Origin of the sequence: Kocuria oceani (assembly GCF_029524215.1) — a bacterium.
Lineage (GTDB): Bacteria > Actinomycetota > Actinomycetes > Actinomycetales > Micrococcaceae > Kocuria > Kocuria oceani.
On the sequence record NZ_JARAMH010000002.1, the window covers coordinates 52,420 to 73,654 of the forward strand.

The window sequence follows — 21,235 nt, forward strand, 5'->3', positions numbered from 1 at the left end:
TCCTGCTCCCCGTCCGCTGAGCCCCGGCCCCCGCTGCGCCGGGGCTCAGCCGGCCGCCCGGTCCGCGCCGGCGCCCGCCTGCCCCGGCGCGGGGCGGTCCGCGGACTCGGCGGACTCGGCGGACCGCCCGCTCACCGGCTCCCGTGCCGCCCCCTCGAAGCTCGTTCCGCTCGGCTCCGCGACCGCGAGCCGCGCCGCGCCGGGCTCCGGCCCGGTGTCCTCCGGCGCGGTGGACTGCGCCCCGGTGGACTGCGCCTCGGTGAACTCCGGGGCGGTGAGCGGACGCGGCGCCACCACGAGGGGCCGGGTGCTCAGCCGGTCGTCCGGCGCGAGGGTGGGGTCGAGGTCGTTGATCCGCCGGGCCGTGGGGAACACCCGGGTCTCCACCGAGCCGGCCAGCCGGTTGTACGTCTCGACCGACTTCTGCAGCGACCTCCCCATGTCGTCCAGGTGCTTGCCCACCGTGCCCAGCCGCTCGTAGAGCTGGCGGGAGAGGTCGAAGAGCTCCTTGGCGTTCTCCGCGAGCCCGTGCTGGCGCCACGTGAATGCCACGGCCTTGAGCGAGGCCAGCAGCGAGACCGGGGAGACGAGGGCCACGTTGCGGCCCGCCGCGTGGTCGAGCAGGGTCGGGTCCGTGTCCAGGGCGGCCGACAGCGCCGACTCGGCGGGCAGGAAGCACAGCACCAGCTCCGGGGAGGCGTCCCGCGCCTCCCAGTACTTCTTCGAGGCCAGCGCGTCCACGTGCCCGCGCACGGCCTTGGCGTGGGCGCTCAGCTGGGCGCGGCGGGCGTCGTCGTCCCCGGCGTCCTGGGCGCGCAGGTAGGCGGTCATGGGCGCCTTGGCGTCCAGCACGATGTCCCGGCCGCCGGGCAGGTGCACCACCATGTCCGGGCGGATCGCGCTGCGCTCGCCGTCCGCGGTGGTGCCGGTGGAGGCGACCTGCTCGCGGAAGTCGACGTGGGCGGTCATGCCCGCGGCCTCGACCACGCGGCGCAGCTGCACCTCGCCCCAGGTGCCGCGCGCGGAGCCCGAGCGCAGCGCGGAGGACAGCGAGGTGGTGGCGGTGCGCAGGTGGTCCCCGACCTCCCGGGTGTGCGCCAGGGCCTGGGTGATCCCGCCGTACTGCTCGGCGCGGTCCCGCTCCAGCGCGGCCACGTGCTCCTCGACCGAGCGCAGCTGGTGGGCCACCGGCGCCAGGGCCCGCAGCACGTTGTTGTCCTGCACCGAGCGGGCGTCGGCGTCGCGCAGCCGGTCCTCGAGCTGCGCCCGGGCCTCGACGGCCGCGGCGCGCTCGGAGGCGAGGTCCACGAGCCGGTCCTGCACGGCGGCGAGCTCGGCCTGCAGCCCGGCCCGTTCCTCCTCCGCGGTCCGGACGTCCCGACCGGTGCGGGCCCGGGCGACCGCGGCGCCGAGAAGGGCGCCCACGAGCAGGGCGAGGAGGACGAGGGCGACGGCGAGGCTGACGGTCATGCCCAGCAGTGTGGCACGTCACCCGGACACCGCACGGCAGGGCCGCCACCGGCCACCGCGCGCCCGGCGGTCAGCGGCGGATCGTGGTCCGGCGCACGGCCAGCAGCACGACCACCGCGAAGACCACCGCCCAGATCCCGGTGTTGAGCGCCAGCGCCCACAGGGGGTCGGACTCGACGGGCGGTCCGCTCGTGGCGACGACGTCCCCTTCCACGAGCGGGTACCGGGCCAGCCCGGCCAGGCCGTAGAGCGGGGTGAACCGGGCGATGTCGAGCATGACCCCGGTGAGCGGGACGAAGAGGTTGCCGAAGAAGCTGAGCACCACCAGCAGCCCCGACGCGGCGCTGACCGCGGACTCGGAGCGGAAGAGCAGCCCGGCGGCCAGGCCGTAGAGGGCGAACACGGAGGAGCCGGCCACCACGATCGCCCCCGTGGCGGGCCAGCGCCAGCCGCCCAGCTCGGCGCCGGTCAGGGCGCCCACGGCGTACACGGCCAGCACCGGCAGCACGGCCACGGACAGGGCCACCGCCACCTTGGCCAGCACGTAGCCGTGCCGCGGCGCGGGCGTCAGCCCGATCTGGCGCCCCCAGCCGCGGGCCTGCTCCACCGCGGCGGAGCCGGCGATCGAGGTGGTGGCGGTGACCGCACCGTACACCGCCATGGAGATCATGTTGTACCCGCCGGCGTTGCCGTGCCCTACGGGCAGGTCCGCGAAGTCCTGCAGCGCGGTGAACATCAGGTACAGCACCGGGGGCAGGACCACGGCGAAGAACGAGGTGGGGACCATCCGCACGGTGCGGCGCAGGTCGTGGGCGGCGTAGCCGAGGCTCATGGCGGGGACCTTCCGGAGGGTGGGCGGGGCCGGGACGCGGGGCGGGCGCTCAGTCGGCGACGAGGCCCAGGAAGGCCTCCTCGAGGCCCGCGTGGCTGATCTCGAGGTCGGTCGCCGCGGGGTCCGCCAGCAGGCGGCGGGCGATGGCGTCCGTGTCGGGGCCGGTCAACCGCCGGCGCGCGCCCACGGCGGGCAGCGGCGTGGCGCCGGGCACCTCGACGGGCCCGGTCCCGGACCAGCGGAAGCTGACCACCCGGGTGCCGGCGAGGGACTGGACCTCCGCGGTGGGGGCGTCGGCGACGATCCGCCCGCCCTTCATGACCACCGTCCGAGCGGCGAACTCCTCGGCCTCGTCGAGGTAGTGGGTGGCGAAGACCACCGTGCGGCCGCGGTCGGCCTCCTGGTGCATCGCGGTCCAGAACTCCCGGCGGGCGTTGACGTCCATCCCGGCGGTCGGCTCGTCGAGCAGCAGCAGCTCCGGCTCCGGCAGCAGCGCCAGGGCGAAGCGCAGGCGCTGCTGCTGCCCCCCGGAGCACTTGGAGACCTTCCGGCCCGAGAAGTCCGCGGCGCCGGCCCGGGCCAGCGCCTCGTCCACGGACAGGTGCTTCCGGTGCAGGGTGGCGACCATCGCGACGGTCTCGCGCACGGAGAGGTCGTCCAGCAGCCCGCCCGTCTGCAGCACGGCGCCGATCCGTCCGGCCCGCACGCTGCGGCGGGGCGCGGCGCCGAGGGTGCGCACGGTGCCGTCGTCGGGGTCGGTGAAGCCGAGCACCATGTCCAGCAGCGTGGTCTTCCCGGCCCCGTTGGGCCCCAGCAGCGCGACGACCTCGCCGCGGCCGATGCGCAGGTCCACGCCGTCGACGGCCTGCACCCTGCGGCTCCCGTGCCCGAAGTGCTTGCGGGCGCCGACGACCTCGATCGCGGGCACGGCGCCGTCGTCGGTCGGCGCGGGTCCGGTGGTGGTGTGCATGCTCCTACTCTGGCGCATGTCCGGGACCGGGGCACGGACCGGCCGCCGGGCAATTTCCTACCGGGCGGCTCCGCACGCACCGCGCGGAGCCGCCCGGTAGGATGGTCTCCCGTGGCTCTTACTATCGGAATCGTCGGACTGCCCAACGTCGGCAAGTCCACCCTGTTCAACGCGCTGACCCGCAACACCGTCCTGGCGGCGAACTACCCGTTCGCCACGATCGAGCCGAACATCGGCGTGGTCAATCTGCCGGACCCCCGCCTGGACCGGCTCGCGGAGATCCACGGGTCCGAGCGGATCCTGCCCGCGACCGTGTCCTTCGTGGACATCGCCGGCATCGTCAAGGGCGCGTCCGAGGGGGAGGGGCTCGGCAACCAGTTCCTCGCCAACATCCGCGAGGCCCACGCCATCGCCCAGGTGGTCCGCGCCTTCGACGACCCGGACGTCATCCACGTCGACGGCGAGGTCGACCCCGCCTCCGACATGGAGACCATCAACACCGAGCTGATCCTCGCCGACCTGCAGACCCTCGAGAACGCGATCCCGCGCCTGGAGAAGCAGGTCAAGATCAAGAAGGCCGACCCGGCCAAGCTCGCGGCGATGCAGCAGGCGCAGACGGTCCTCGAGCGCGGGGACACCATCTTCGGGGCGGCCGAGCGGGAGAAGCTGGAGCTCGACCAGCTGCGCGACTTGAGCCTGCTCACCGCCAAGCCGTTCATCTACGTCTTCAACGCCGACGACGGGGTGCTCGGCGACGAGGCGAAGCAGCAGCAGCTGCGCGACCTCGTGGCGCCCGCCGACGCCGTGTTCCTCGACGCGAAGCTCGAAGCCGAGCTCGTGGAGCTCGACGAGGAGGAGGCGAAGGAGATGCTGGAGATGTCGGGCCAGGACGAGGCCGGGCTCGACAAGCTGGCCCGCACCGGCTTCTCCACCCTCGGGCTGCAGACCTACCTCACCGCCGGGCCGAAGGAGTCCCGCGCCTGGACGATCCCCGTGGGCGCCACCGCCCCGCAGGCCGCCGGCGTCATCCACACCGACTTCGAGCGCGGCTTCATCAAGGCCGAGATCGTCTCCTTCGAGGACCTCGACGCCGCCGGGTCCATGGCCGACGCCAAGGCCGCCGGCAAGGTGCGGATCGAGGGCAAGGACTACGTCATGCGCGACGGCGACGTGGTGGAGTTCCGCTTCAACGTGTGAGCCGCTCGCCGGCGCGGGTCACTCGGGCCCGGGGCGCCGGCGGTTCTGCTTGGTCTCGGAGCGCCGGCGCTTGCCCTCGAGCCGGCGCCGCCGCGAGCCGTGCGTGGGCCGGGTGGGCCGCCGCACGAGAGCCGGCACCAGGGCTTCGCGGAGTATTCCGGCCAGGCGGTCTCTCGCCGCGGTCCGGTTGCGCCGCTGCGACCGGTGCTCCGCGGCGCTGATGGTGAGCACGGTGCCCGAGAGCCGTGCGGAGAGCCGGTCGAGGACGAGCGCGCGCTGGGCGTCGCTCAGCGCGGTCGTGGTGCCCAGGTCCAGGGAGAGCTGGACCCGCGAGTCGGTCGTGTTCACGCCCTGGCCGCCGGGCCCGGAGGCGTGGGAGAACTGCTCGACCAGCTCACCCGCCGGCACCCTGAGGCCGCGGGGCACACCGGGGCCCGGGGGCACGTGCAGATCCTCCACCCGACGATTCTCTCGCACCTCCGACGTGCTCGCCGCCCTCCGGACGCACCGGACGTCGCCGGAGCCCGATCCCGGCCGCATCCGGCGGGCGCAGCGCGCTCATTCCCGTCGCCCGGCGTCCGTGGCGCGGTCGACGGTCCCGACCGCCGGCCGTACGCTCCCGATGTGCATGTCCGTCCGGAAGCGCGTACACTCGACGAGTCGCCGCGGGGTGGAGCAGTTCGGTAGCTCGCTGGGCTCATAACCCAGAGGTCGCAAGTTCAAATCTTGCCCCCGCAACCAGAGGAAGGCCCCGGACCACATCGGTCCGGGGCCTTCGTGCTGTCCCGGCCCGGGCGGTGCCGCTCGCGGGGTGCCGATCGACGGGTGCGGGCCGGAGCCCCGGCCCGGGCGTCCGCGGTCCTGGCTATCCTCGGGGCATGACCGTCCTACGCCTCGACCCCGCCGAGGCCCGGCGCATCGCCGTACGCGCGCAGCTGCTGGACGCATCGCGGCCGGCCGGCCTGCTCGCCGTGGTCCGCGGGCTCTCACTCCTGCAGATCGACCCGATCGCCGCCGTGGCGCCCAGCGCCGACCTCATCCTGTGGAGCCGGCTGGGCCGCGCCTACCGGCCGACGCAGCTGCAACAGGCCCTGGAGCGGGACCGCACGCTCTTCGAGCACAACGCCATGGTCCGCCCGATGGAGGACCTGGCGCTGCACCTGCCGGCCATGGCGGCCTGGCCCGCGCGCGAGGCGCCGCGGGAGTGGCTGCGCGCCAACGACCGGTTCCGCCGCGACGTGCTGCAGCGGCTGGGCGCGGCGGGACCGCTGCTCTCCCGCGAGATCCCGGACACCAGTGCGGTGCCGTGGCGGTCCACCGGCTGGACCGACAGCCGCAACGTCACCCAGATGCTGGAGTTCCTCATGATGCGCGGCGAGGTGGCCGTGGCCGGCCGCCGGGGCCGGCAGCGGCTGTGGGACCTCGCCGAGCGCGTCTACCCGGCCGGCACCCCGGTGCTGTCCCCGGAGGAAGCCCGGCGGCGGCGCACCGCCCGTCGGCTGCGCTCGCTGGGCATCGTGCGGGCCGGCGCGCCCGGCACGCCCGCGGAGCCGCTGGCCCTCGGGGAGGTCGGGGTCGAGGCGGTCGTCGAGGGCGTCCCGGGCACGTGGCGGGTGGACCCGGAGGCGCTGGGACGGCCGTTCGCGGGACGCACGGTGCTCCTGTCGCCCTTCGACCGGCTGGTGCACGACCGGACCCGGATCAAGGACCTGTTCGGCTTCGAGTACACCCTGGAGATGTACAAGCCACGGGCCGCACGGCGGTGGGGGTACTTCGCCCTGCCCGTCCTGCACGGCGACCGGCTGATCGGGAAGGTCGACGCCGCGGCCGACCGCGGCAGCGGCACGTTCTCCGTCTCCGCGGTGCACGAGGACGTCCCCTTTTCCCCGTCCACGGCCGAGGCCGTGGACGAGCAGCTCGAGGACCTCGCGGCCTGGCTCGGGCTCCGGGTCTCCCGGGGCGGGTGAGGCTCAGGCGGCGGCCTGCTCCGCGCCGCCGTGCCGGTCCCCGGGGTGCTCGCCGCCCGGCACGATCCGCAGATCGGTCAGGTCGGCGCCGTCGAGCAGGGGCAGGATGACGGTGGCCAGCAGGGCCAGCGCCGCGCCGTAGGCCCCGGCGCAGCTCTCCGACTCGACGTCCATCCGCACCGAGAGCCCCTGCGCCCCGCTGCTGCGGGCCGCGCAGCGGGCCACCGCTCCGGCCCGGCCGAGCGCCTCGACCGTACCGGCGTCGACCCGCCTCTCCGTCCGGACCGTGGCCTCCGCGATCCACCGGGTCCCCGGTCCCGTGGCGTCCGGGCGTGCTCCCGCCTGCGCGATGTCGTCCATCGTTGCCTCCCCCTGGCTCGTCCCCGTGCCCCGGCTCCGCCCCCGAACCCGTGGTCACGACCTTGCAAGATGGTGCTGCGGCCGGCCCCGGCCGCTCCTCCATGGTCGGGGCCGGGCGGGGCGCCCCGCCAGCATCCGTTCCGGTCCGTGCGCTTTCCGGACCACCGGTGCCCGTTCAGGCGCGCAGCGTCGCCGCCGGGTTGCACCCGTGGCGCTCGCGGTAGGCGGCGGCGAAGCGCCCCCGGTGCACGAAGCCCCACCGGGCCATCACCGTCTCCACGGTGGTGCCGGTGCCGGGATCGGCGTCGAGCAGCGCACGGTGCGCCGCGTCCAGGCGGGCGTCCCGCAGCCGGTGCGTCGGCGTGGTGCCCAGCTCCCGCCGGAACGCCGCCTGCAGGCCCCGGGGGCTCATCCGGGCCGCGGCCGCGATCTCGGCCAGGCCGATGTCCTCGTCCAGGTGCGCCTCGATGTAGGCCAGCGCCCGCCGCACGGCGGAGGGTGGGGCCGCGGGGCCGCCGGTGCGCTCCCGGGAACGCTCCAGGAAGGAGCCCGGGAAGGTCTGCAGCAGCGCCGTGACCAGGCACCGCACGGCCTCGGCGCGCACGAGCGGGGCCCGCATGAGCTCCTCGTGCGGCAGGACGTCACGCCCCAGGTGCCGCACGGTGGCGGTCCAGTACCGGGCCATGGCCGGGTCCACCGGCCGGTCCCCGGTGAACTCCGGCCGGAAGTCCTCGTCGGCCAGCAGCCGCCGGGCATGGGCCTGCACCGCCGCCGGCTGCAGGGAGACCGTCATGAGGTCGAGCTCCGCCCACCGGCTGGAGAACGGGCGGCGCGGGAACAGGAACGGTCCCCGGTGGGCGAAGCGGTCGCCGCGGCCGGTCGCCGTCAGGTGCCCGCTCAGCACGTGGCCGACGCGCAGCACGCCGGTGCCGTCCGTGCTGCCGGCGGCGGAGGAGCCCCCCAGGCGCAGCCGCTCGTGCCGCAGGGGTCCCGTGCCGGCCGAGGAGAGCTCCATCCGGAAGGGCTCCTCGGGGCTGCGGCGCACCTCCCGCACGGCGAAGACCCGGTCGAGCACGGCGACGCCCTCGGCGGGGTCCCGGGTGGCGAACGCGGCCCGGTGCATCTGCTGGTCCATGCTGGGCACGCTACGCGGCCCGGCCGGCGGAACAGCCGACTGTGACGGCGCGTTGAGCCACCGGTGCCGGAACGACGCGGCCGAGCCGAACCGGACGCACGGTCCCCCGGTCCGCACGGCTAGGGCCGGGGCTCACCGGTGTCCGGTGCGTCGTCCAGTGCGGAGCCGAGGTACTCCTCCACGTCCACGAGCACGGCGGGCCCGGCCTGGGCGACCTGCAGGGCCACGGCCAGGCTCGTCACGTCGTCGTCGTCGAGGGGCTGGTCGGGCAGGTCCACGGCGTAGCGTGCCTCGCCGTCGACCACCACGGGCGTGATGTGGGCGGCGCCGGCCGCGAGGTCGACCACGGTCGCGGGGGCGACCACATCGAGAGCGTCAGCACCGAGAGTGTCGGCATCCGGGGCGTCGGCGCCGGGGGCGTCCGCGTCGTCGGGGGGAGCAGGGCAGGTCATGGTGTCCGTCCTTCGTCGGGTGCTGTCAGGCTACGCGCTCCGCCGGCCGCAGGGGCGGAGCGGGCGCCGTGGCGCGTGCGGTCCGTCGGGGCGCCGGTCCGTCGGGGCGGAGCGGGCGCCGTGGCGGGTACGGCCCGGCGCCGCTCCGCCGGGACGGGGGCTCAGCCCAGGGCGCGCTTGATGTCCGTGCGCTCCTTCTCCAGCCTGCGCACCCGGTGGCTCAGCCGGAAGAGGCGCACGGAGCCGACGAGCCCCATGACGAGGGCGCCGGCCACCGCCGCGAAGAGCATCGCGATGCCGAGGGGGAGGACGAACTCCCAGCCGAGGAAGCGGAAGTCCGTGGGGACGTTGTTCTGCAGGATGAAGACCAGCAGCAGGACGAGGATGAGCAGTCCGAGCAGCAGGGCCGTCCACATGGCCCCCGAGACGCCGCGCTTCTGGTGCTCGTCCAGGGCGGGGTCGGTGCCCACCGGAGGCGGGGCCGGCGACGGGTCGGCCGGCCGCCGGTCCTCGGGCGGCAGGCCGGGGCGGGGTGCGTCGGGGGACTCGGGGGTGCGTGCCATGACGGTTCTCTCCCTGCTGGTGCGGACGCTCGCGGAGACGCTGGTGCGTCCACCGTAGCCCGCCGCGGGGCGCTGCTGAAGAGCCGTGCCGGCTCAGCCCGGCGCGGCGGCCGTGCGCAGGAACCGGAGCGTCTCGGCGGTGACCCGTTCGAGCGTCTCCTCCTGCCCCAGCGCCGCCGGCCGGGCCGTCCTGAGGCCGTGGTCGGCGCCCTCGACCGGGAGCACCTCGACCGCCGGCGCCCCGTGCGCGGCGGCCCGCAGCTCGGCCGCGGAGCCGAAGGGGTCCCGCGTGCCCTGCACCGCGAGCACCGGCACGCGCGGGGTCAGCAGCTCCTCGGACCGGGACCGCTCCGGCCGTCCCGGCGGGTGAAGCGGGAAGGCCAGGCACAGCACGGCCGCGGCCCCCACCGCCCCGGCCGTGCGGCACGCCACGCGGGCCCCGGCGCTGCGGCCGCCGACGACCAGGGGCGTCGCGCCGGCCAGCTCCGCGACCGCCGGGGCAGCGGCCAGCCAGGCGGCGTCCAGGGCGGCCGGGCGGGGCGCGATCCGCTTGCCGGCCACCACCCAGGGCTGCTCGTGCCGGACCACGGTCACGCCGTGCCGGGGCAGCCCGGCGGCGAGCGCGGCGAGGTCGCGGGAGCCGGCCCCGCCGCCCGCGCCGTGCCCGAGCCACAGCACCGCCCAGGGGGAGCCGGCGGGGGAGGAGGCCCGGGAGACCAGGAGGCGTCCCGGGCCGGTCTCGGTGGGCACGGTGATCTCGTCCGGTGGCGGCATGGTCCCCACGGTAGCGGGACGGCCTAGCATGGCGGGATGGCACCAGCACGGACACCGGGCGGAACCCGGCCGAGCCGGGCGGACCTGGAGGCGGCGCGGGGCGCGACCCTGCCGGACCTGCTCGGTCCCGGACTGCGGCTGCTGATCTGCGGGATCAACCCCAGCCTGTGGGCCGCGGCCACCCAGGCGCACTTCGCCCGCCCGGGCAACCGGTTCTGGCCGGCGCTGCACGACGCCGGTCTCACCGGCCACCTCGTGGACTGCTCCGCGGGGATGAGCGACGCCGACCGCGAGCACGTCGTGGGCCGCGGCCTGGGCATCACCAACCTCGTGCGCCGGGCCACCGCCCGGGCGGACGAGCTGGACCGCGCCGAGTTCGTGACCGGCTTGGAGCGGCTGGCCGGCCTCGTCGCCGAGCGGCGCCCCGCCGTCGTCGCGGTCGCCGGGGTCACCGCCTACCGGCACGCGTTCGCGGAGCCGCGGGCCGCGCTCGGGCGCCAGGAGCGGGAGCTGGCCGGGGCGCAGCTGTGGGCGCTGCCCAGCCCCAGCGGGCTCAACGCCCACGCCTCCCGGGCGGGCCTGGCCGCGGCCTTCGCCGAGGCGGGGCGCGCCGCCGGGGTGCTGCCGCCGGACCCCGGGTCCCCGCTCGGCGCCGACCCCGCCCGGCCGCCCCGGCCCTGAGCGCGTGGGCCCCGGCCCCGGCGGAGCCGGAAGCTGCCGGGTCCGGCCGATCCCGGCGGACTCAGACGAACAGCAGCGGGCTCAGACGAACAGCAGCAGGCTCACGGCCATGACCGCCATCCCGGCCACGAGCCCGTAGACCGACAGGTGGTGCTCGCCGTACTCCTGGGCCGTGGGCAGCAGCTTGTCCAGGGAGATGAAGACCATGATCCCCGCCACGCCCGCGAAGACCACGCCGAAGACGGTGTCGCTCATGAACGGGAGCAGGACCAGGTACCCGAGCACCCCGCCCAGGGGCTCGGCCAGCCCGGACAGGAACGAGTAGCGGAACGCCTTGCGCCGGTCGCCCGTGGCGGAGTGGATGGGCACGGCCACCGAGATGCCCTCCGGGATGTTGTGCAGGGCGATGGCGACGACCACCGGGATCGCCACGGACGGCTCCTGCATCGCCGCCACGAAGGTCGCGAAGCCCTCCGGGAAGTTGTGGATCGCGATCGCCACCGCCGTCATGGTGCCCATGCGCATCAGCCGGCGCTGCCGGCCGTCGTCGTCGTGGGGGTACTCGTGCGGGTTCACCCGGCTGGGCACGAGCCGGTCGATCACGGCGATCAGCGCGATGCCCCCGAAGAACCCGCCCGCCGTGGCCCACGCCCCCGCGCGCTCCCCGAGCTCCGCCACGAGGGCCACCTGGGCCTTGACGAAGATCTCGACCAGGGAGACGTAGATCATCACCCCGGCGGAGAAGCCGAGGCTGACCGCGAGGAACTTGGCGTCGGTGCGCCTGGTGACCAGGGCCAGGAAGGCCCCCACCCCCGTGGCCAGCCCCGCGAACAGGGTCAGGCCGAAGGCGAACAGCAGCTCGTGCACGGGCGGGTGGTCTCCGTTCCGACCGGGGGATGGGCGCTCGCAGTCTAGCGAACACGGGCGGGGCGGGCGGCGGCTCCCGTGGGCGAAGATGGTCGGGTGACCTGCGAGGAGGGCGGACCCATGACCGACGACGGCGCGGCACGGCTCCGGGCCGGGCTCGCGGAGCGCTACCTGGCCGCGTGGGAGCTGGTCCCGGACGGGCGGTCCCGCGACGACGACGGCGCCCTGGCGCTGCCGGTGCGCACCCGTGCGGGGGAACCGGCGCTGCTGCGCCTGGGCCCGCCGGGCGCCCGGGGCGAGCACGAGCACCTGGCGCTGCGCCTGTGGGGCGGGCGCGGCGCCGTGCGGCTGCTCCGGGCGGAGCCCGCGGACCGGGCGCTGCTGCTCGAGCGCACCGGCGAGCGGGACCTGCGGGCCCTGCCGGACCTGGAGGCCTGCCGCGTGCTGGGCGAGCTGACCCGCAGCCTGGCCCGCCCGCCCCGGCCCCCGTTCCCGGCCCTGTCGGCGGCGGCCCGGGCATGGCGGGAGGACCTGGACGGGGCCGCCGAGCTGGACGCCCGGTTCCCGCGGCGCTTCCGGCGGCAGGCGGTCGCGAGCCTGGACCGGCTGCTGCGCGAGGAGCTGGACGCCGCCCTCGTGCACCAGGACCTGCACCCGGGGGCCGTGCGCGCCGCGCGGCGCGCCCCGTGGCTGGCCACCGGGGCGGACCCGGTGCTCGGCACCGTGGAGTTCGCCCTGGTCGCCGGCCTGTGGCCCCGCACCGAGGCGGCCGGCCACGGCGGGGCCCTGGCCGCGGCGCTCGAGGACCGGATCGAGGCCCTGTCCCTCGCGGCCGGCGCCGACGCCGAGCGCCTGCGGGCCTGGGCGCTCGTGCGGTTCACCCTCGCCGCCCGGGAGGAGGCGGTCCGGCCCACCGGACTCCCGCACCGGGCGATCAGCAGACTGGTGCAGCTGTGCAAGGCCGTGCAGAAGGGCGGCTGACGCCCCGGCCGCGCTCCCGGATGTGATCCAGCTCACGGGTTAGACTCCAGCTCGTTTCCGAGCACCCCCTGCTCGATCCCACCACCCCTGGAGACACCGTGAAACGTCGTCCGTCCACCGTCCTGGCCGGCCTGCTGTCCGCCACGGCGGTCGGCGCCGCCCCGGTCGCCGTCGGCCTCGCCGCCGCGGCACCGGCCGCCGCCGCGCCCCCCGTCGTGACCCTCGTCGGCAGCCTGCAGGACGAGCTCGGCTGCTCGTCCGACTGGCAGCCGTCCTGCGCCGAGACCGTCCTCGCCCCCGTGGGCGGGGACACCTACGAGGGGACCTTCGAGGTCCCCTCCGGCACCTGGGAGTACAAGGTCGCCCTCGGCGGCGGGTGGGACGAGTCCCATCCCGCCGAGAACCTGCCGCTCGTGCTCGAGGGCCCCGCCACCGTGGTGTTCAGCTTCGACGACGCCACCGACACGGTCTCCGTGCGCCCGGCCGCGGTGGCCGGCGAGGAGGTCACCGAGCAGGACCGGGCGCTGGCCGGCGACAGCCTGCGCGCCCCCGTCACCTCCGAGCAGTTCTACTTCGTGATGGCCGACCGCTTCGCCAACGGCGACCCGTCCAACGACACCGGCGGGCTCGAGGGGGACCGGCTCGAGCACGGCTTCGACCCCACGGACAAGGCGTTCTACCACGGCGGAGACCTGCAGGGCATCCAGGAGAGGCTGGACTACATCGAGGGCCTGGGCACCACCGCCATCTGGCTGACCCCGTCCTTCAAGAACCGCCCGGTGCAGGGCGAGGAGGGCGCGGAGAGCGCCGGCTACCACGGCTACTGGATCACCGACTTCACCCAGATCGACCCGCACCTGGGCAGCAACGAGGACATGCGGGAACTCGTCGACGCCGCCCACGCCCGCGGGATGAAGGTCTACTTCGACATCATCACCAACCACACCGCGGACGTCATCGACTACGCCGAGGGCACCACCGACTACGTCACCAAGGCCGAGGAGCCCTACCGCGACGCCGCCGGGGAGCCCTTCGACGACGCCCGCTACGCGGGCTCGCCGGAGTTCCCCGCGACCGACCCCGCCACGTCGTTCCCCTACACCCCCACCTTCCGCGCCCCGGAGGACGCCGGCGTCAAGGTCCCCGCGTGGCTCAACGACCCGAACCTCTACCACAACCGCGGGGACTCCACCTGGTCCGGGGAGTCCGTCACCTACGGCGACTTCGTGGGCCTGGACGACCTGTTCACCGAGCGCCGCGAGGTGGTCGACGGGATGGTGGAGATCTACTCCGCCTGGGCGGAGATGGGCATCGACGGTTTCCGCATCGACACCGTCAAGCACGTCAACCTCGAGTTCTGGCAGGAGTTCAGCCCCCGGGTGCTCGAGGCGGCCCGGGCGCACAACGAGGACTTCTTCATGTTCGGCGAGGTCTACGACGCCGACCCGGCGTACCTGTCCTCCTTCACCACGGACGGCCGGCTGCAGGCGGTGATCGACTTCGGCTTCCAGGCCCGCTCCCTCGAGTTCGCCAAGGGCGGGGCGACCACGTCCCTGCGGGACTTCTACGCCGCCGACGACCACTACACCGACACCGACTCGAACGCCTACCAGCTGCCCACGTTCACCGGCAACCACGACATGGGCCGCGCCTCCTGGCTGCTGTTCGACGCCGGCTTCCGCGACGAGGAGCTGCAGCGGCGCGTGGAGCTGTCCAACGAGCTGATGTTCCTGACCCGCGGCCAGCCGGTGGTCTACTACGGTGACGAGCAGGGCTTCATCGGCTCCGGCGGGGACCAGCTGGCCCGCCAGGACATGTTCGCCACGCAGGTCCCGCAGTACCTGCAGGAACCCATGATCGCGGCCGAGCCCGGCGCGGCCGACCGCTACGGCACCGACCACCCGCTCTACGAGCAGATCGCCGAGCTCTCCGCGCTGCGGGCGGCCCACCCGGCGCTCGCCGACGGCGCGCAGCTGCACCGGTACTCCTCCGACCGGGACGGGGTCTACGCGTTCAGCCGGATCGACGCGGACGAGCGGCGCGAGTACGTGGTGGTCACCAACAACTCCGAGCAGGCCCGGACCGTCGCCGTTCCGACGTCCTCCGGAAACACCCAGTTCACCGCCCTCTACGGGACGGACGGGAAGGACAAGCGCAAGTCCGGCAAGGACGCCCGGCTCGACGTCGAGGTCGCCCCGCTGTCGACGGTCGTGTACCGGGCCGGGCGTGCTCTGGCCCCGGAGCAGGAGGCCCCGCAGGTGCGCCTGCAGGCCCCCGACCTCGGGGCCGACGGCCGGACCGAGCTGCGGGCGGACGTCCCCGGCCGCGGCTTCGCCCAGGTCGGCTTCGCCGTGCGCCCGGCCGGGACGCAGGAGTGGACGGCGCTGGGCACGGACGACAACGCCCCGTACCGCGTCTTTCCCGACGCCGCGGACGTGGCCGACGGCACCCTGCTCGAGTACCGGGCCGTGCTGAAGGACTCCTCCGGCAACCTCTCCGCCTCCTCGGCCTGGGCCGTGGCCGGCGCGGGCGGCGCCCCCGCGGACGGCGGGGGCACCGGCCCGGTGGTGGGCGAGGTGCAGCAGCCGGAGGCGGTCTCCGTGCCCGGCACGCACAACACCGAGATGGGCTGCGCCGCCGACTGGGCGCCCGCCTGCGAGCAGGCGCAGCTGCGCCTCGACCCCCGGGACGGGATCTGGAAGGGCACCGCCGACCTCCCGGCCGGGGGACATTCCTACAAGGTCGCGATCGACCGCGCCTGGGACGAGAACTACGGCGCCGGCGGCGCGCTCGCCGGCGCCAACATCGGCTACGAGGCCCCGGGCGGACCGGTGACGTTCTACTACGACCCGGCCACGCACTGGGCGACCACCGACGCCGACGGGCCCCTGCTCACGGCCTCCGGCACGTTCCAGGACGAGCTCGGCTGCGCCGCCGACCGCACCCCCGACTGCCTGCGCCCCTGGCTGCAGGACCCGGACGGGGACGGCACCTACGCGTGGTCCACGACCCTGATCCCGGCGGGGGAGTACACCTTCCGCGTGGTGGAGGACCTCGGCGCCGGCGCGGCGTACGGGCAGGACGGGGCCGTGGGCGGCACCGAGGTGAGCCTGTCCGTCCCCGAGGACGGGATGGTGGTCACCATCGAGTACGACGCCGGCACCCACGAGATCCGCACCCGCACCGGAGCGGCCGAGCAGCCCGCCGCCGGCCCGGACCTGGGCACGGCCCGGGCCGCGTGGGTCGGGGCGGACCTGCTGGCGGTCCCGGCGGGCACGGTCCCGGCCGGCACGGACCCGTCGCTGCTCGACTGGTCCCTCACCTGGGGCCCGGACGGCGCCCTGGCCCTCGACGCCGAGACCGTCACCGGCGGCCGCAGCGTGCCGGTCACCGTGGCGGAGCTGCCGGCCGGCGTCCTCGCCGAACGCCCCGAGCTGGCGGGCGGGTTCGCCCTGCAGGTGGACCGGCGCACCGCCCGGCAGGCCGGGGAGGTCCTGGCGGACCAGGCCGTGGTCTCCGCCACCGACGGCACGGGCCGGATCGTGGCCGCCACCGGCGTCACCGACGCCCGGTAGCGCCGCACCCGCCCCGGCAGCGGGCGCACAGAGAGGCCCCCGGAACCGGAGTTCCGGGGGCCTCTCCGTGCGCCGGGGCCGGCGGGCGCTCAGCCCTTCACGCCACCGGCCAGCAGCCCGCGGACGAAGTAGCGCTGCAGGGCCAGGAACACGATCATCGGCACGACCATGGACACGAAGGCCCCGGCGGAGAGCAGGTGCCACTCCGAGCCGCGCGTGCCGGCGAGCTCCCCGAGGCGCACCGTCAGGGGCGCCACGTTGAGGTTGGAGCCGAAGGTCAGCCCCACGAGCAGGTCGTTCCACACCCACAGGAACTGGAAGATCGCGAAGGACGCGATCGCCGGGACCAGCAGGGGCAGCAGCACCCGGAAGAAGATGGTCACGTGCCCGGCGCCGTCCATCCGCGCGGCCTCGATGAGGGTGCGGGGGATGTCCATCATGAAGTTGTGCAGCAGGAAGATCGCCAGCGGCAGGGCGAAGATCGTGTGCGAGAGCCAGACCGCCCAGAAGGACCCGGCCAGGCCCCACTGGTTGTACTGGGTCAGCAGCGGGATCAGGGTGATCTGGATCGGCACGATCTGCAGCGCGAACACGGACACGAACAGCCAGGACCGGGCGCGGAAGTCGATCCACGCGAACGCGTAGGCGGCCAGCAGGGCCAGCGTGATCGGGATGACCACCGCGGGCACCGTGATCACCACGGAGTTGACGAAGAACGCCGCGAAGCTCGAGGTCGCGGACCCCGTGATGACCTCCTCGTAGTTGGCCAGGGTGACGGACGGGTCCGCGAAGAACGTCCACCAGCCGGAGCGGCGGATGTCCAGCTCCGGGCGGAAGGAGGTGATGAGCAGGCCCAGCGTGGGGGTCGTCCACAGCACCGCGATGACGACCGCGGCGAGGGAGGCCCACGGCGAGCTGAGCTTCGTCCTCGCCCGGGCGGCCCGCTCCCCGAGGCCCCGGCGCCGTGCCGGGACCACGGTCGTCCCGGCGGGACCGCCGCGCTCCGGGCGGTCGTCCTCGACGAGGTCGTCGGGCGAGGCGGGCGGGATGTTGGCGGCGGTGGTCATCGCTGCTCCTCGGAAAGCTTCATCTGCCGGATGTTGTAGAGCACGATCGGGACGACCAGCACGAACAGCGCCACGGCCAGCGCCGCACCGATGCCCGGCTGCCCCAGCGGGAAGCTCTGCGTGTAGAACTCGTTGGCCACGATCGAGGTGCCGAAGTTGCCGCCGGTCATCGTGCGGACGATGTCGAAGACCTTCAGGGTCCCCATCGCGATCGTGGTGATGACCACGACGATGGCCGGGCGGATCGAGGGCACGGTGACGGAGGCGAACATGCGCCAGGCCCCGGCGCCGTCGAGCCGCGCGGCCTCCATGATGTCGTCCGGGATGGCCTTGATGGCCGCCGAGAGCACGGTCATCGCGAAGCCGGTCTGGATCCAGATCATCACGGCGATCAGGAAGAAGGTGTTCCAGGGCGGGTCCAGCAGGAACTGCTGGGGCGGCACGCCCAGCCACACCAGCAGCTGGTTGAGCAGGCCCGTCTGCCGGACGCCGGGCTGGTCCGGCTTGAACTCGTAGACGAACTTCCAGATGATCGACGCGCCCACCAGCGAGATCGCCATGGGCAGGAAGATCAGCGTCTTGGCCAGCTTCTCGAACCGGGTCCGGTCCACGAGCACCGCGTACACCAGTCCCACGGCCGTGGCCACGGTGGGCACGAGCAGCACCCACAGGGCGGTGTTGAACAGGACGGTCTGGAACCCGTCCTCGGTCAGGATGGTGCGGTAGTTGTCCAGCCCCACCCAGGTCTGCCGGTCCCGGGCCTGGAAGGAGCCGAGCACGGTGCGGGCGGCCGGGTACAGCAGCCCGAAGACCAGCAGGGCCACGGCCGGGCCCAGGAAGCCCACCAGCGGCACCCAGCGGGGGAGGGAGGGCCGGTCGACGAGCCACAGCACGGCGGCCGTGACCCCGACGAACAGCAGGATCGCCACGCACATGACGAGCAGTTTCTCCGCCGTCGTGTCGGCGTTCAGCAAAAGGTCCACGAAGAGCTCCTCAGGGCTCGGTTCCGGCGGCCGTCGTCGGCGCCGCGGGTCCGTCCGGTGGCACGCGGCGGGCGGGCCGGGTCGCGGGGACCCGGCCCGCCCGCCGGTGCGTCACGGACGGCCGGCGGTCACTCGGACGGCCAGCTCTTCTCGATGTCGGCCAGGACGGCCTCGCTGTCCTTGCCGAGCGAGATCCAGTCGGTCATGCCGTTCCAGAAGGACCCGGCGCCGACCGCCGCGGGCATGAGGTCCGAGCCGTCGAAGCGGAACACCGCGTTCTCGTCGGTCAGCTGCTCGTAGGCCAGCCTGTCGATCGGGGACTTCAGGTTCTCCGGGTCCAGGCCGGAGTTGGCGGAGATCCAGCCGAACTCGGTGGCCTGGGCCTTGGCGTTGGACCACTCCGGGCTGGTCAGGTAGGCCTGGAAGGCCTGGACCTCGGGCCGGTCGGCGAAGGCGACGGTGAACTCGCCGCCGCCCAGGATCGGCTTCTCGTCCTCGGACTGGCCGGGCAGGTAGAACGCGAACACGTCGCCGTCCTCGGCCACGTTGGTGCCCTCCGGCCAGTTGGCCTGGTAGAAGGACGCCTGGCGGTGCATCCAGCAGGACCCGTCGAGGATCGGCAGGCCGGCGTCGCCGAAGGCCGTGGTGGCGATGGAGCGCACGTCGCCCAGGCCGCCGTTGACCATCTTGTCGTCCTTGAGGATCGCCCCGGCCGCGTCGAGGGCCTCGACGACCTGCGGGTCGTCGAAGGGGATCTCGTGGTTGACCCACTGGTCGTAGACCTCGGGCCCGGCGGTGCGCAGCATGGTGTCCTCGAGCCAGTCGGTGGCCGGCCAGCCGGTGGCGTCGCCGGACTCGATGCCCGCGCACCACGGCTTGGCGCCGGTCCCGGCGATCGTGTCCGAGAGCTCCATGAGCTCGTCCCAGGTCTTGGGCACCTCGTACCCGGCCTCCTCGAACATGGCCGGCGAGTACCAGACGAAGGACTTGGCGTTCGCCCCGAGGGGGGTGCCGTAGAAGGTGCCGTCGACCGTGCCGTACTCCTTCCAGGAGGCGTCGTAGTACTCGTCCACGTTGGCCGCGGCGTCCTCGCCGACCGGCTGGATGACGTCCGGGTGGTCCTCGGCGATGGTCCGGATCAGACCCGGCTGCGGGACGAACGCGACGTCGGGCGCGCTGCCGGACTGCAGGCGCACGAGCAGCTGCGCCTCGAACTCCCGGGAGCCCTCGTAGACGATGTCCGCGCCGGTGCACTCCTCGAACGGGGCGTAGGATTCGATGTGGGACTGGTCCTCGGGCGCCACGATCGAGGTGTAGACGCTCACGCTCTTGCCGCTGAGGTCGCCGTACTGCTCGAAGGCGGAGCAGTCGACGTCGCCGCCGGCCGCGGTGGCGTCCTCGGAGCCGCTGTCGCCGCCGCAGGCGGTGAGCGTCACGGCCGCGGCCGTGGCGGCGAGCGCCAGGGTGATGCGTCGGGTGGAGGGGGATGTGGACATGGGCTGTCTCCGATTTCCCGGTCGGCCGGCGGGTGGGCCGGCCATGCGATGGTTTCGACTTCCGCACTCGGAGCCCGGGAAACCACGGGGGTTACCGCCGAGGAACATTTGTGCGAACGCGATGAAAGTACCACAACAGTGACCTGGCACACATTGAGTTCGGGAGTCGAAGACAAGGTGTTGCGAAAGAAAACGTCCGGTCGTCGCCGGGCCCGGGGTCCGGGGCCTCAGTCGGCCCGGCGGCCGAGGGCCTCGACGGTCTCCGCGGCCAGGGCGATCCCGGCGCCGCTGTAGAGGTTGAAGACCGTGCGCACCCCGTGCCCGCGCAGCTCCTGCACCTCGTCGTCGTACTGCGCCACGGCCGCCACGGCCCCCGTGAACCCGGACTCCGTGAGCTGGCGCAGGGCCACGAGGTTGGAGCCGTGGAAGGGCATCGCCAGCACCGCGATCCGCACGTGGCCGGTCGCGATCACCCGCTCCCAGAACTCCTGGTCGGTCGCGTCGGCCTCCTGGACGTCGAAGCCCTGGGCGCACAGCCGCTCGACCCGGTCGGTGGCGTTCTCGATGCCCACCACGGAGAACCCGTACTCCCCGGAGAACTCCTGGTAGGCGGCCTGGCCCACCCGTCCCATGCCCAGCACCAGCACGTCGGCGTGACCGATGTCGATGGGCCGGTCCTCCGGGTGCAGCCGGTGCTCCGGGTGCTCCGGCAGCCGCCGGGCCAGGGTGCCGATGAGGGGGGAGCCGCGCCGGTTGACCAGCGCGGAGACCACGAAGCTCGCCGCGACCGCCACCGAGAGGACCACGAGCCAGCGCTCCGTGAGCATGCCGGCGGACACCCCGATGGCTCCCACGATGAGGGCGAACTCGGAGTGGTTGGCCAGGGCCAGCCCGCCGCGCAGCGACGTCCGGCGGCGCAGCCCGAACAGCCACAGCAGCAGCACGAACAGCATCGACTGCACCGGCACGAGCACCAGCAGCAGCAGGCCCAGGAGCACCGTCATGGAGTCCGGCATGCCGTTGAACCCGATCGAGACGAAGAACGCCACCAGCAGCAGGTCCTTGAGGGTGAACAGGGTCCGGGAGAGCTCGCTCGCGTTCGCGTGCGAGGCCAGGAGCATGCCCACCAGCAGCGCCCCCAGGTCCCCCTTGATGCCCACCGCGGAGAAGGCGAAGTAGCCGGGCACCAGGGCCATGACCACCCCGAACAGCGCCTGCATCTCCCCGTGCCCGATCCGGTCCCAGACCCGGCGGAACACCCAGGCGGCGGGGACCAGCAGCACCAGACCGAGGGCCCAGGGGCTCGGCGGGTGCTCGTTCGTGGCGGTGATGAACACGACCGCCGCGATGTCCTGCATGATGAGGATGCCGATCGCCACGCGACCGTAGAGGGACGTGGTCTCGCTGCGCTCCTCGAGCACCTTGAACACCAGCACGGTGCTGGAGAAGGACAGCGCGAAGCCCACCAGGGCGAGCGTGGGCAGGTCCGCGTCGGGCAGGGCCAGGCCGGCCAGCATGAACAGCCCCAGGAAGCCGGCGCCCAGCGCCGTGCTCAGCACCATGTGGATCCCGGCGGTGCCCCAGACCTCCTTGCGGAGCAGGAACCGGGCGTCCAGCTTGAGCCCGATGCCGAACAGCATGAGCGTCACGCCGACGTCGGCGAGCTCCTCCACGGCCTCCAGCCGCTCCACGCCCATGCCGTTGAGCACGAAGCCCGCGGCCAGGAACCCCACCAGGGGAGGCAGCCGGAGCAGGACGGCCAGGGCGCCCGCGCCGAAGGCGACGACCAGGTACACGGCGACCGTTGTCACAGCAGGCTCCCTCGCCGGGCCGGTGGGTGGGGACCCTCCCAGTCTAGGGGCGGA

The 21,235-nt window shown here is 74.2% G+C and carries 19 protein-coding genes and 1 tRNA gene; 6 read left to right on the forward strand and 14 right to left on the reverse strand.

Annotation, left to right across the window (positions count from 1 at the left end; all coding sequences use genetic code 11):
* Positions 1–45 precede the first annotated feature (45 nt).
* The 3 genes from PU704_RS02195 to PU704_RS02205 all read right to left on the reverse strand — a co-directional run bounded on the left by PU704_RS02195 (position 46) and on the right by PU704_RS02205 (position 3,272).
* Positions 46–1,470, reverse strand: a complete 1,425-nt coding sequence (locus tag PU704_RS02195) for a DNA recombination protein RmuC (protein WP_277549958.1) — start codon at positions 1,468–1,470, stop codon at positions 46–48.
* Positions 1,471–1,540: 70 nt separating this feature from the next.
* Positions 1,541–2,302, reverse strand: coding sequence for an ABC transporter permease (locus PU704_RS02200; protein WP_277549959.1), 762 nt, complete (start codon positions 2,300–2,302; stop codon positions 1,541–1,543).
* A 49-nt stretch (positions 2,303–2,351) separates the two neighbouring features.
* Positions 2,352–3,272, reverse strand: coding sequence for an ABC transporter ATP-binding protein (locus tag PU704_RS02205; protein WP_277549960.1), 921 nt, complete (start codon positions 3,270–3,272; stop codon positions 2,352–2,354).
* Between the two features lie 111 nt (positions 3,273–3,383).
* Here PU704_RS02205 and ychF point away from each other — a divergent pair, with 111 nt between their 5' ends.
* Complete coding sequence (gene ychF, locus PU704_RS02210) at positions 3,384–4,469, forward strand: redox-regulated ATPase YchF (RefSeq protein WP_277549961.1); 1,086 nt, start codon at positions 3,384–3,386, stop codon at positions 4,467–4,469.
* Positions 4,470–4,487: 18 nt separating this feature from the next.
* Here ychF and arfB read toward each other — a convergent pair whose 3' ends face one another.
* A complete protein-coding gene (arfB, locus tag PU704_RS02215; RefSeq protein ID WP_277549962.1) occupies positions 4,488–4,928 on the reverse strand; it encodes an alternative ribosome rescue aminoacyl-tRNA hydrolase ArfB in 441 nt (146 codons plus the stop codon).
* 205 nt (positions 4,929–5,133) lie between these two features.
* On the opposite strand from arfB, the gene PU704_RS02220 reads away from it, so the two are divergent.
* A tRNA-Met gene (locus PU704_RS02220) sits at positions 5,134–5,210 on the forward strand.
* A 137-nt stretch (positions 5,211–5,347) separates the two neighbouring features.
* Positions 5,348–6,436: a DNA glycosylase AlkZ-like family protein gene (locus PU704_RS02225; protein WP_277549963.1), complete on the forward strand. Its 1,089-nt coding sequence runs from the start codon at positions 5,348–5,350 to the stop codon at positions 6,434–6,436.
* A gap of 3 nt (positions 6,437–6,439) precedes the next feature.
* Here PU704_RS02225 and PU704_RS02230 read toward each other — a convergent pair whose 3' ends face one another.
* The 5 genes from PU704_RS02230 to PU704_RS02250 form a co-directional block, all read right to left on the reverse strand.
* Complete coding sequence (locus PU704_RS02230; RefSeq protein WP_277549964.1) at positions 6,440–6,796, reverse strand: hypothetical protein; 357 nt, start codon at positions 6,794–6,796, stop codon at positions 6,440–6,442.
* Positions 6,797–6,971: 175 nt separating this feature from the next.
* Positions 6,972–7,931: an AraC family transcriptional regulator gene (locus tag PU704_RS02235; protein WP_277549965.1), complete on the reverse strand. Its 960-nt coding sequence runs from the start codon at positions 7,929–7,931 to the stop codon at positions 6,972–6,974.
* 119 nt (positions 7,932–8,050) lie between these two features.
* Positions 8,051–8,383, reverse strand: a complete 333-nt coding sequence (locus tag PU704_RS02240; protein WP_277549966.1) for a hypothetical protein — start codon at positions 8,381–8,383, stop codon at positions 8,051–8,053.
* A gap of 161 nt (positions 8,384–8,544) precedes the next feature.
* Positions 8,545–8,946, reverse strand: coding sequence for a LapA family protein (locus tag PU704_RS02245; RefSeq protein WP_277549967.1), 402 nt, complete (start codon positions 8,944–8,946; stop codon positions 8,545–8,547).
* Positions 8,947–9,039: 93 nt separating this feature from the next.
* Positions 9,040–9,720, reverse strand: coding sequence for an alpha/beta hydrolase family protein (locus PU704_RS02250; RefSeq protein WP_277549968.1), 681 nt, complete (start codon positions 9,718–9,720; stop codon positions 9,040–9,042).
* A gap of 36 nt (positions 9,721–9,756) precedes the next feature.
* On the opposite strand from PU704_RS02250, the gene PU704_RS02255 reads away from it, so the two are divergent.
* Entirely contained in the window at positions 9,757–10,401 is a 645-nt protein-coding gene (locus PU704_RS02255; protein ID WP_277549969.1) for a mismatch-specific DNA-glycosylase, read from the forward strand.
* An 81-nt stretch (positions 10,402–10,482) separates the two neighbouring features.
* Here the strand turns inward: PU704_RS02255 and zupT are convergent, their stop codons facing one another.
* On the reverse strand, positions 10,483–11,268 hold the full coding sequence (gene zupT, locus PU704_RS02260) for a zinc transporter ZupT (RefSeq protein ID WP_075872746.1): 786 nt from the start codon (positions 11,266–11,268) through the stop codon (positions 10,483–10,485).
* 120 nt (positions 11,269–11,388) lie between these two features.
* Between zupT and PU704_RS02265 the strand changes: the two genes are divergently transcribed.
* A complete protein-coding gene (locus PU704_RS02265) occupies positions 11,389–12,249 on the forward strand; it encodes an aminoglycoside phosphotransferase family protein (RefSeq protein WP_277549970.1) in 861 nt (286 codons plus the stop codon).
* Positions 12,250–12,347: 98 nt separating this feature from the next.
* Positions 12,348–15,824 carry a pullulanase X25 domain-containing protein gene (locus PU704_RS02270; protein ID WP_277549971.1) on the forward strand — a complete coding sequence of 1,159 codons (3,477 nt, stop codon included), beginning with the start codon at positions 12,348–12,350 and terminating at the stop codon, positions 15,822–15,824.
* Positions 15,825–15,913: 89 nt separating this feature from the next.
* Here the strand turns inward: PU704_RS02270 and PU704_RS02275 are convergent, their stop codons facing one another.
* The 4 genes from PU704_RS02275 to PU704_RS02290 form a co-directional block, all read right to left on the reverse strand.
* A complete protein-coding gene (locus tag PU704_RS02275) occupies positions 15,914–16,891 on the reverse strand; it encodes a carbohydrate ABC transporter permease (protein WP_277549972.1) in 978 nt (325 codons plus the stop codon).
* Positions 16,888–17,874, reverse strand: coding sequence for a carbohydrate ABC transporter permease (locus tag PU704_RS02280; RefSeq protein WP_047801507.1), 987 nt, complete (start codon positions 17,872–17,874; stop codon positions 16,888–16,890). Before PU704_RS02280 ends, PU704_RS02275 begins: the two co-directional genes overlap by 4 nt.
* Positions 17,875–18,002: 128 nt before the next feature.
* A complete protein-coding gene (locus PU704_RS02285) occupies positions 18,003–19,370 on the reverse strand; it encodes an ABC transporter substrate-binding protein (protein WP_277549973.1) in 1,368 nt (455 codons plus the stop codon).
* A gap of 227 nt (positions 19,371–19,597) precedes the next feature.
* A complete protein-coding gene (locus tag PU704_RS02290; protein WP_047801509.1) occupies positions 19,598–21,181 on the reverse strand; it encodes a cation:proton antiporter family protein in 1,584 nt (527 codons plus the stop codon).
* Positions 21,182–21,235 lie beyond the last annotated feature (54 nt).

Bases quoted from the DNA above. Each gene is read 5' to 3' on its own strand.
- PU704_RS02195 (WP_277549958.1), bottom strand. From the start codon at position 1,470: ATGACCGTCAGCCTCGCCGTCGCCCTCGTCCTCCTCGCCCTGCTCGTG.
- PU704_RS02200 (WP_277549959.1), bottom strand. From the start codon at position 2,302: ATGAGCCTCGGCTACGCCGCCCACGACCTGCGCCGCACCGTGCGGATG.
- PU704_RS02205 (WP_277549960.1), bottom strand. From the start codon at position 3,272: ATGCACACCACCACCGGACCCGCGCCGACCGACGACGGCGCCGTGCCC.
- PU704_RS02225 (WP_277549963.1), top strand. From the start codon at position 5,348: ATGACCGTCCTACGCCTCGACCCCGCCGAGGCCCGGCGCATCGCCGTA.
- PU704_RS02230 (WP_277549964.1), bottom strand. From the start codon at position 6,796: ATGGACGACATCGCGCAGGCGGGAGCACGCCCGGACGCCACGGGACCG.
- PU704_RS02235 (WP_277549965.1), bottom strand. From the start codon at position 7,931: ATGGACCAGCAGATGCACCGGGCCGCGTTCGCCACCCGGGACCCCGCC.
- PU704_RS02240 (WP_277549966.1), bottom strand. From the start codon at position 8,383: ATGACCTGCCCTGCTCCCCCCGACGACGCGGACGCCCCCGGCGCCGAC.
- PU704_RS02245 (WP_277549967.1), bottom strand. From the start codon at position 8,946: ATGGCACGCACCCCCGAGTCCCCCGACGCACCCCGCCCCGGCCTGCCG.
- PU704_RS02250 (WP_277549968.1), bottom strand. From the start codon at position 9,720: ATGCCGCCACCGGACGAGATCACCGTGCCCACCGAGACCGGCCCGGGA.
- PU704_RS02255 (WP_277549969.1), top strand. From the start codon at position 9,757: ATGGCACCAGCACGGACACCGGGCGGAACCCGGCCGAGCCGGGCGGAC.
- PU704_RS02265 (WP_277549970.1), top strand. From the start codon at position 11,389: ATGACCGACGACGGCGCGGCACGGCTCCGGGCCGGGCTCGCGGAGCGC.
- PU704_RS02275 (WP_277549972.1), bottom strand. From the start codon at position 16,891: ATGACCACCGCCGCCAACATCCCGCCCGCCTCGCCCGACGACCTCGTC.
- PU704_RS02285 (WP_277549973.1), bottom strand. From the start codon at position 19,370: ATGTCCACATCCCCCTCCACCCGACGCATCACCCTGGCGCTCGCCGCC.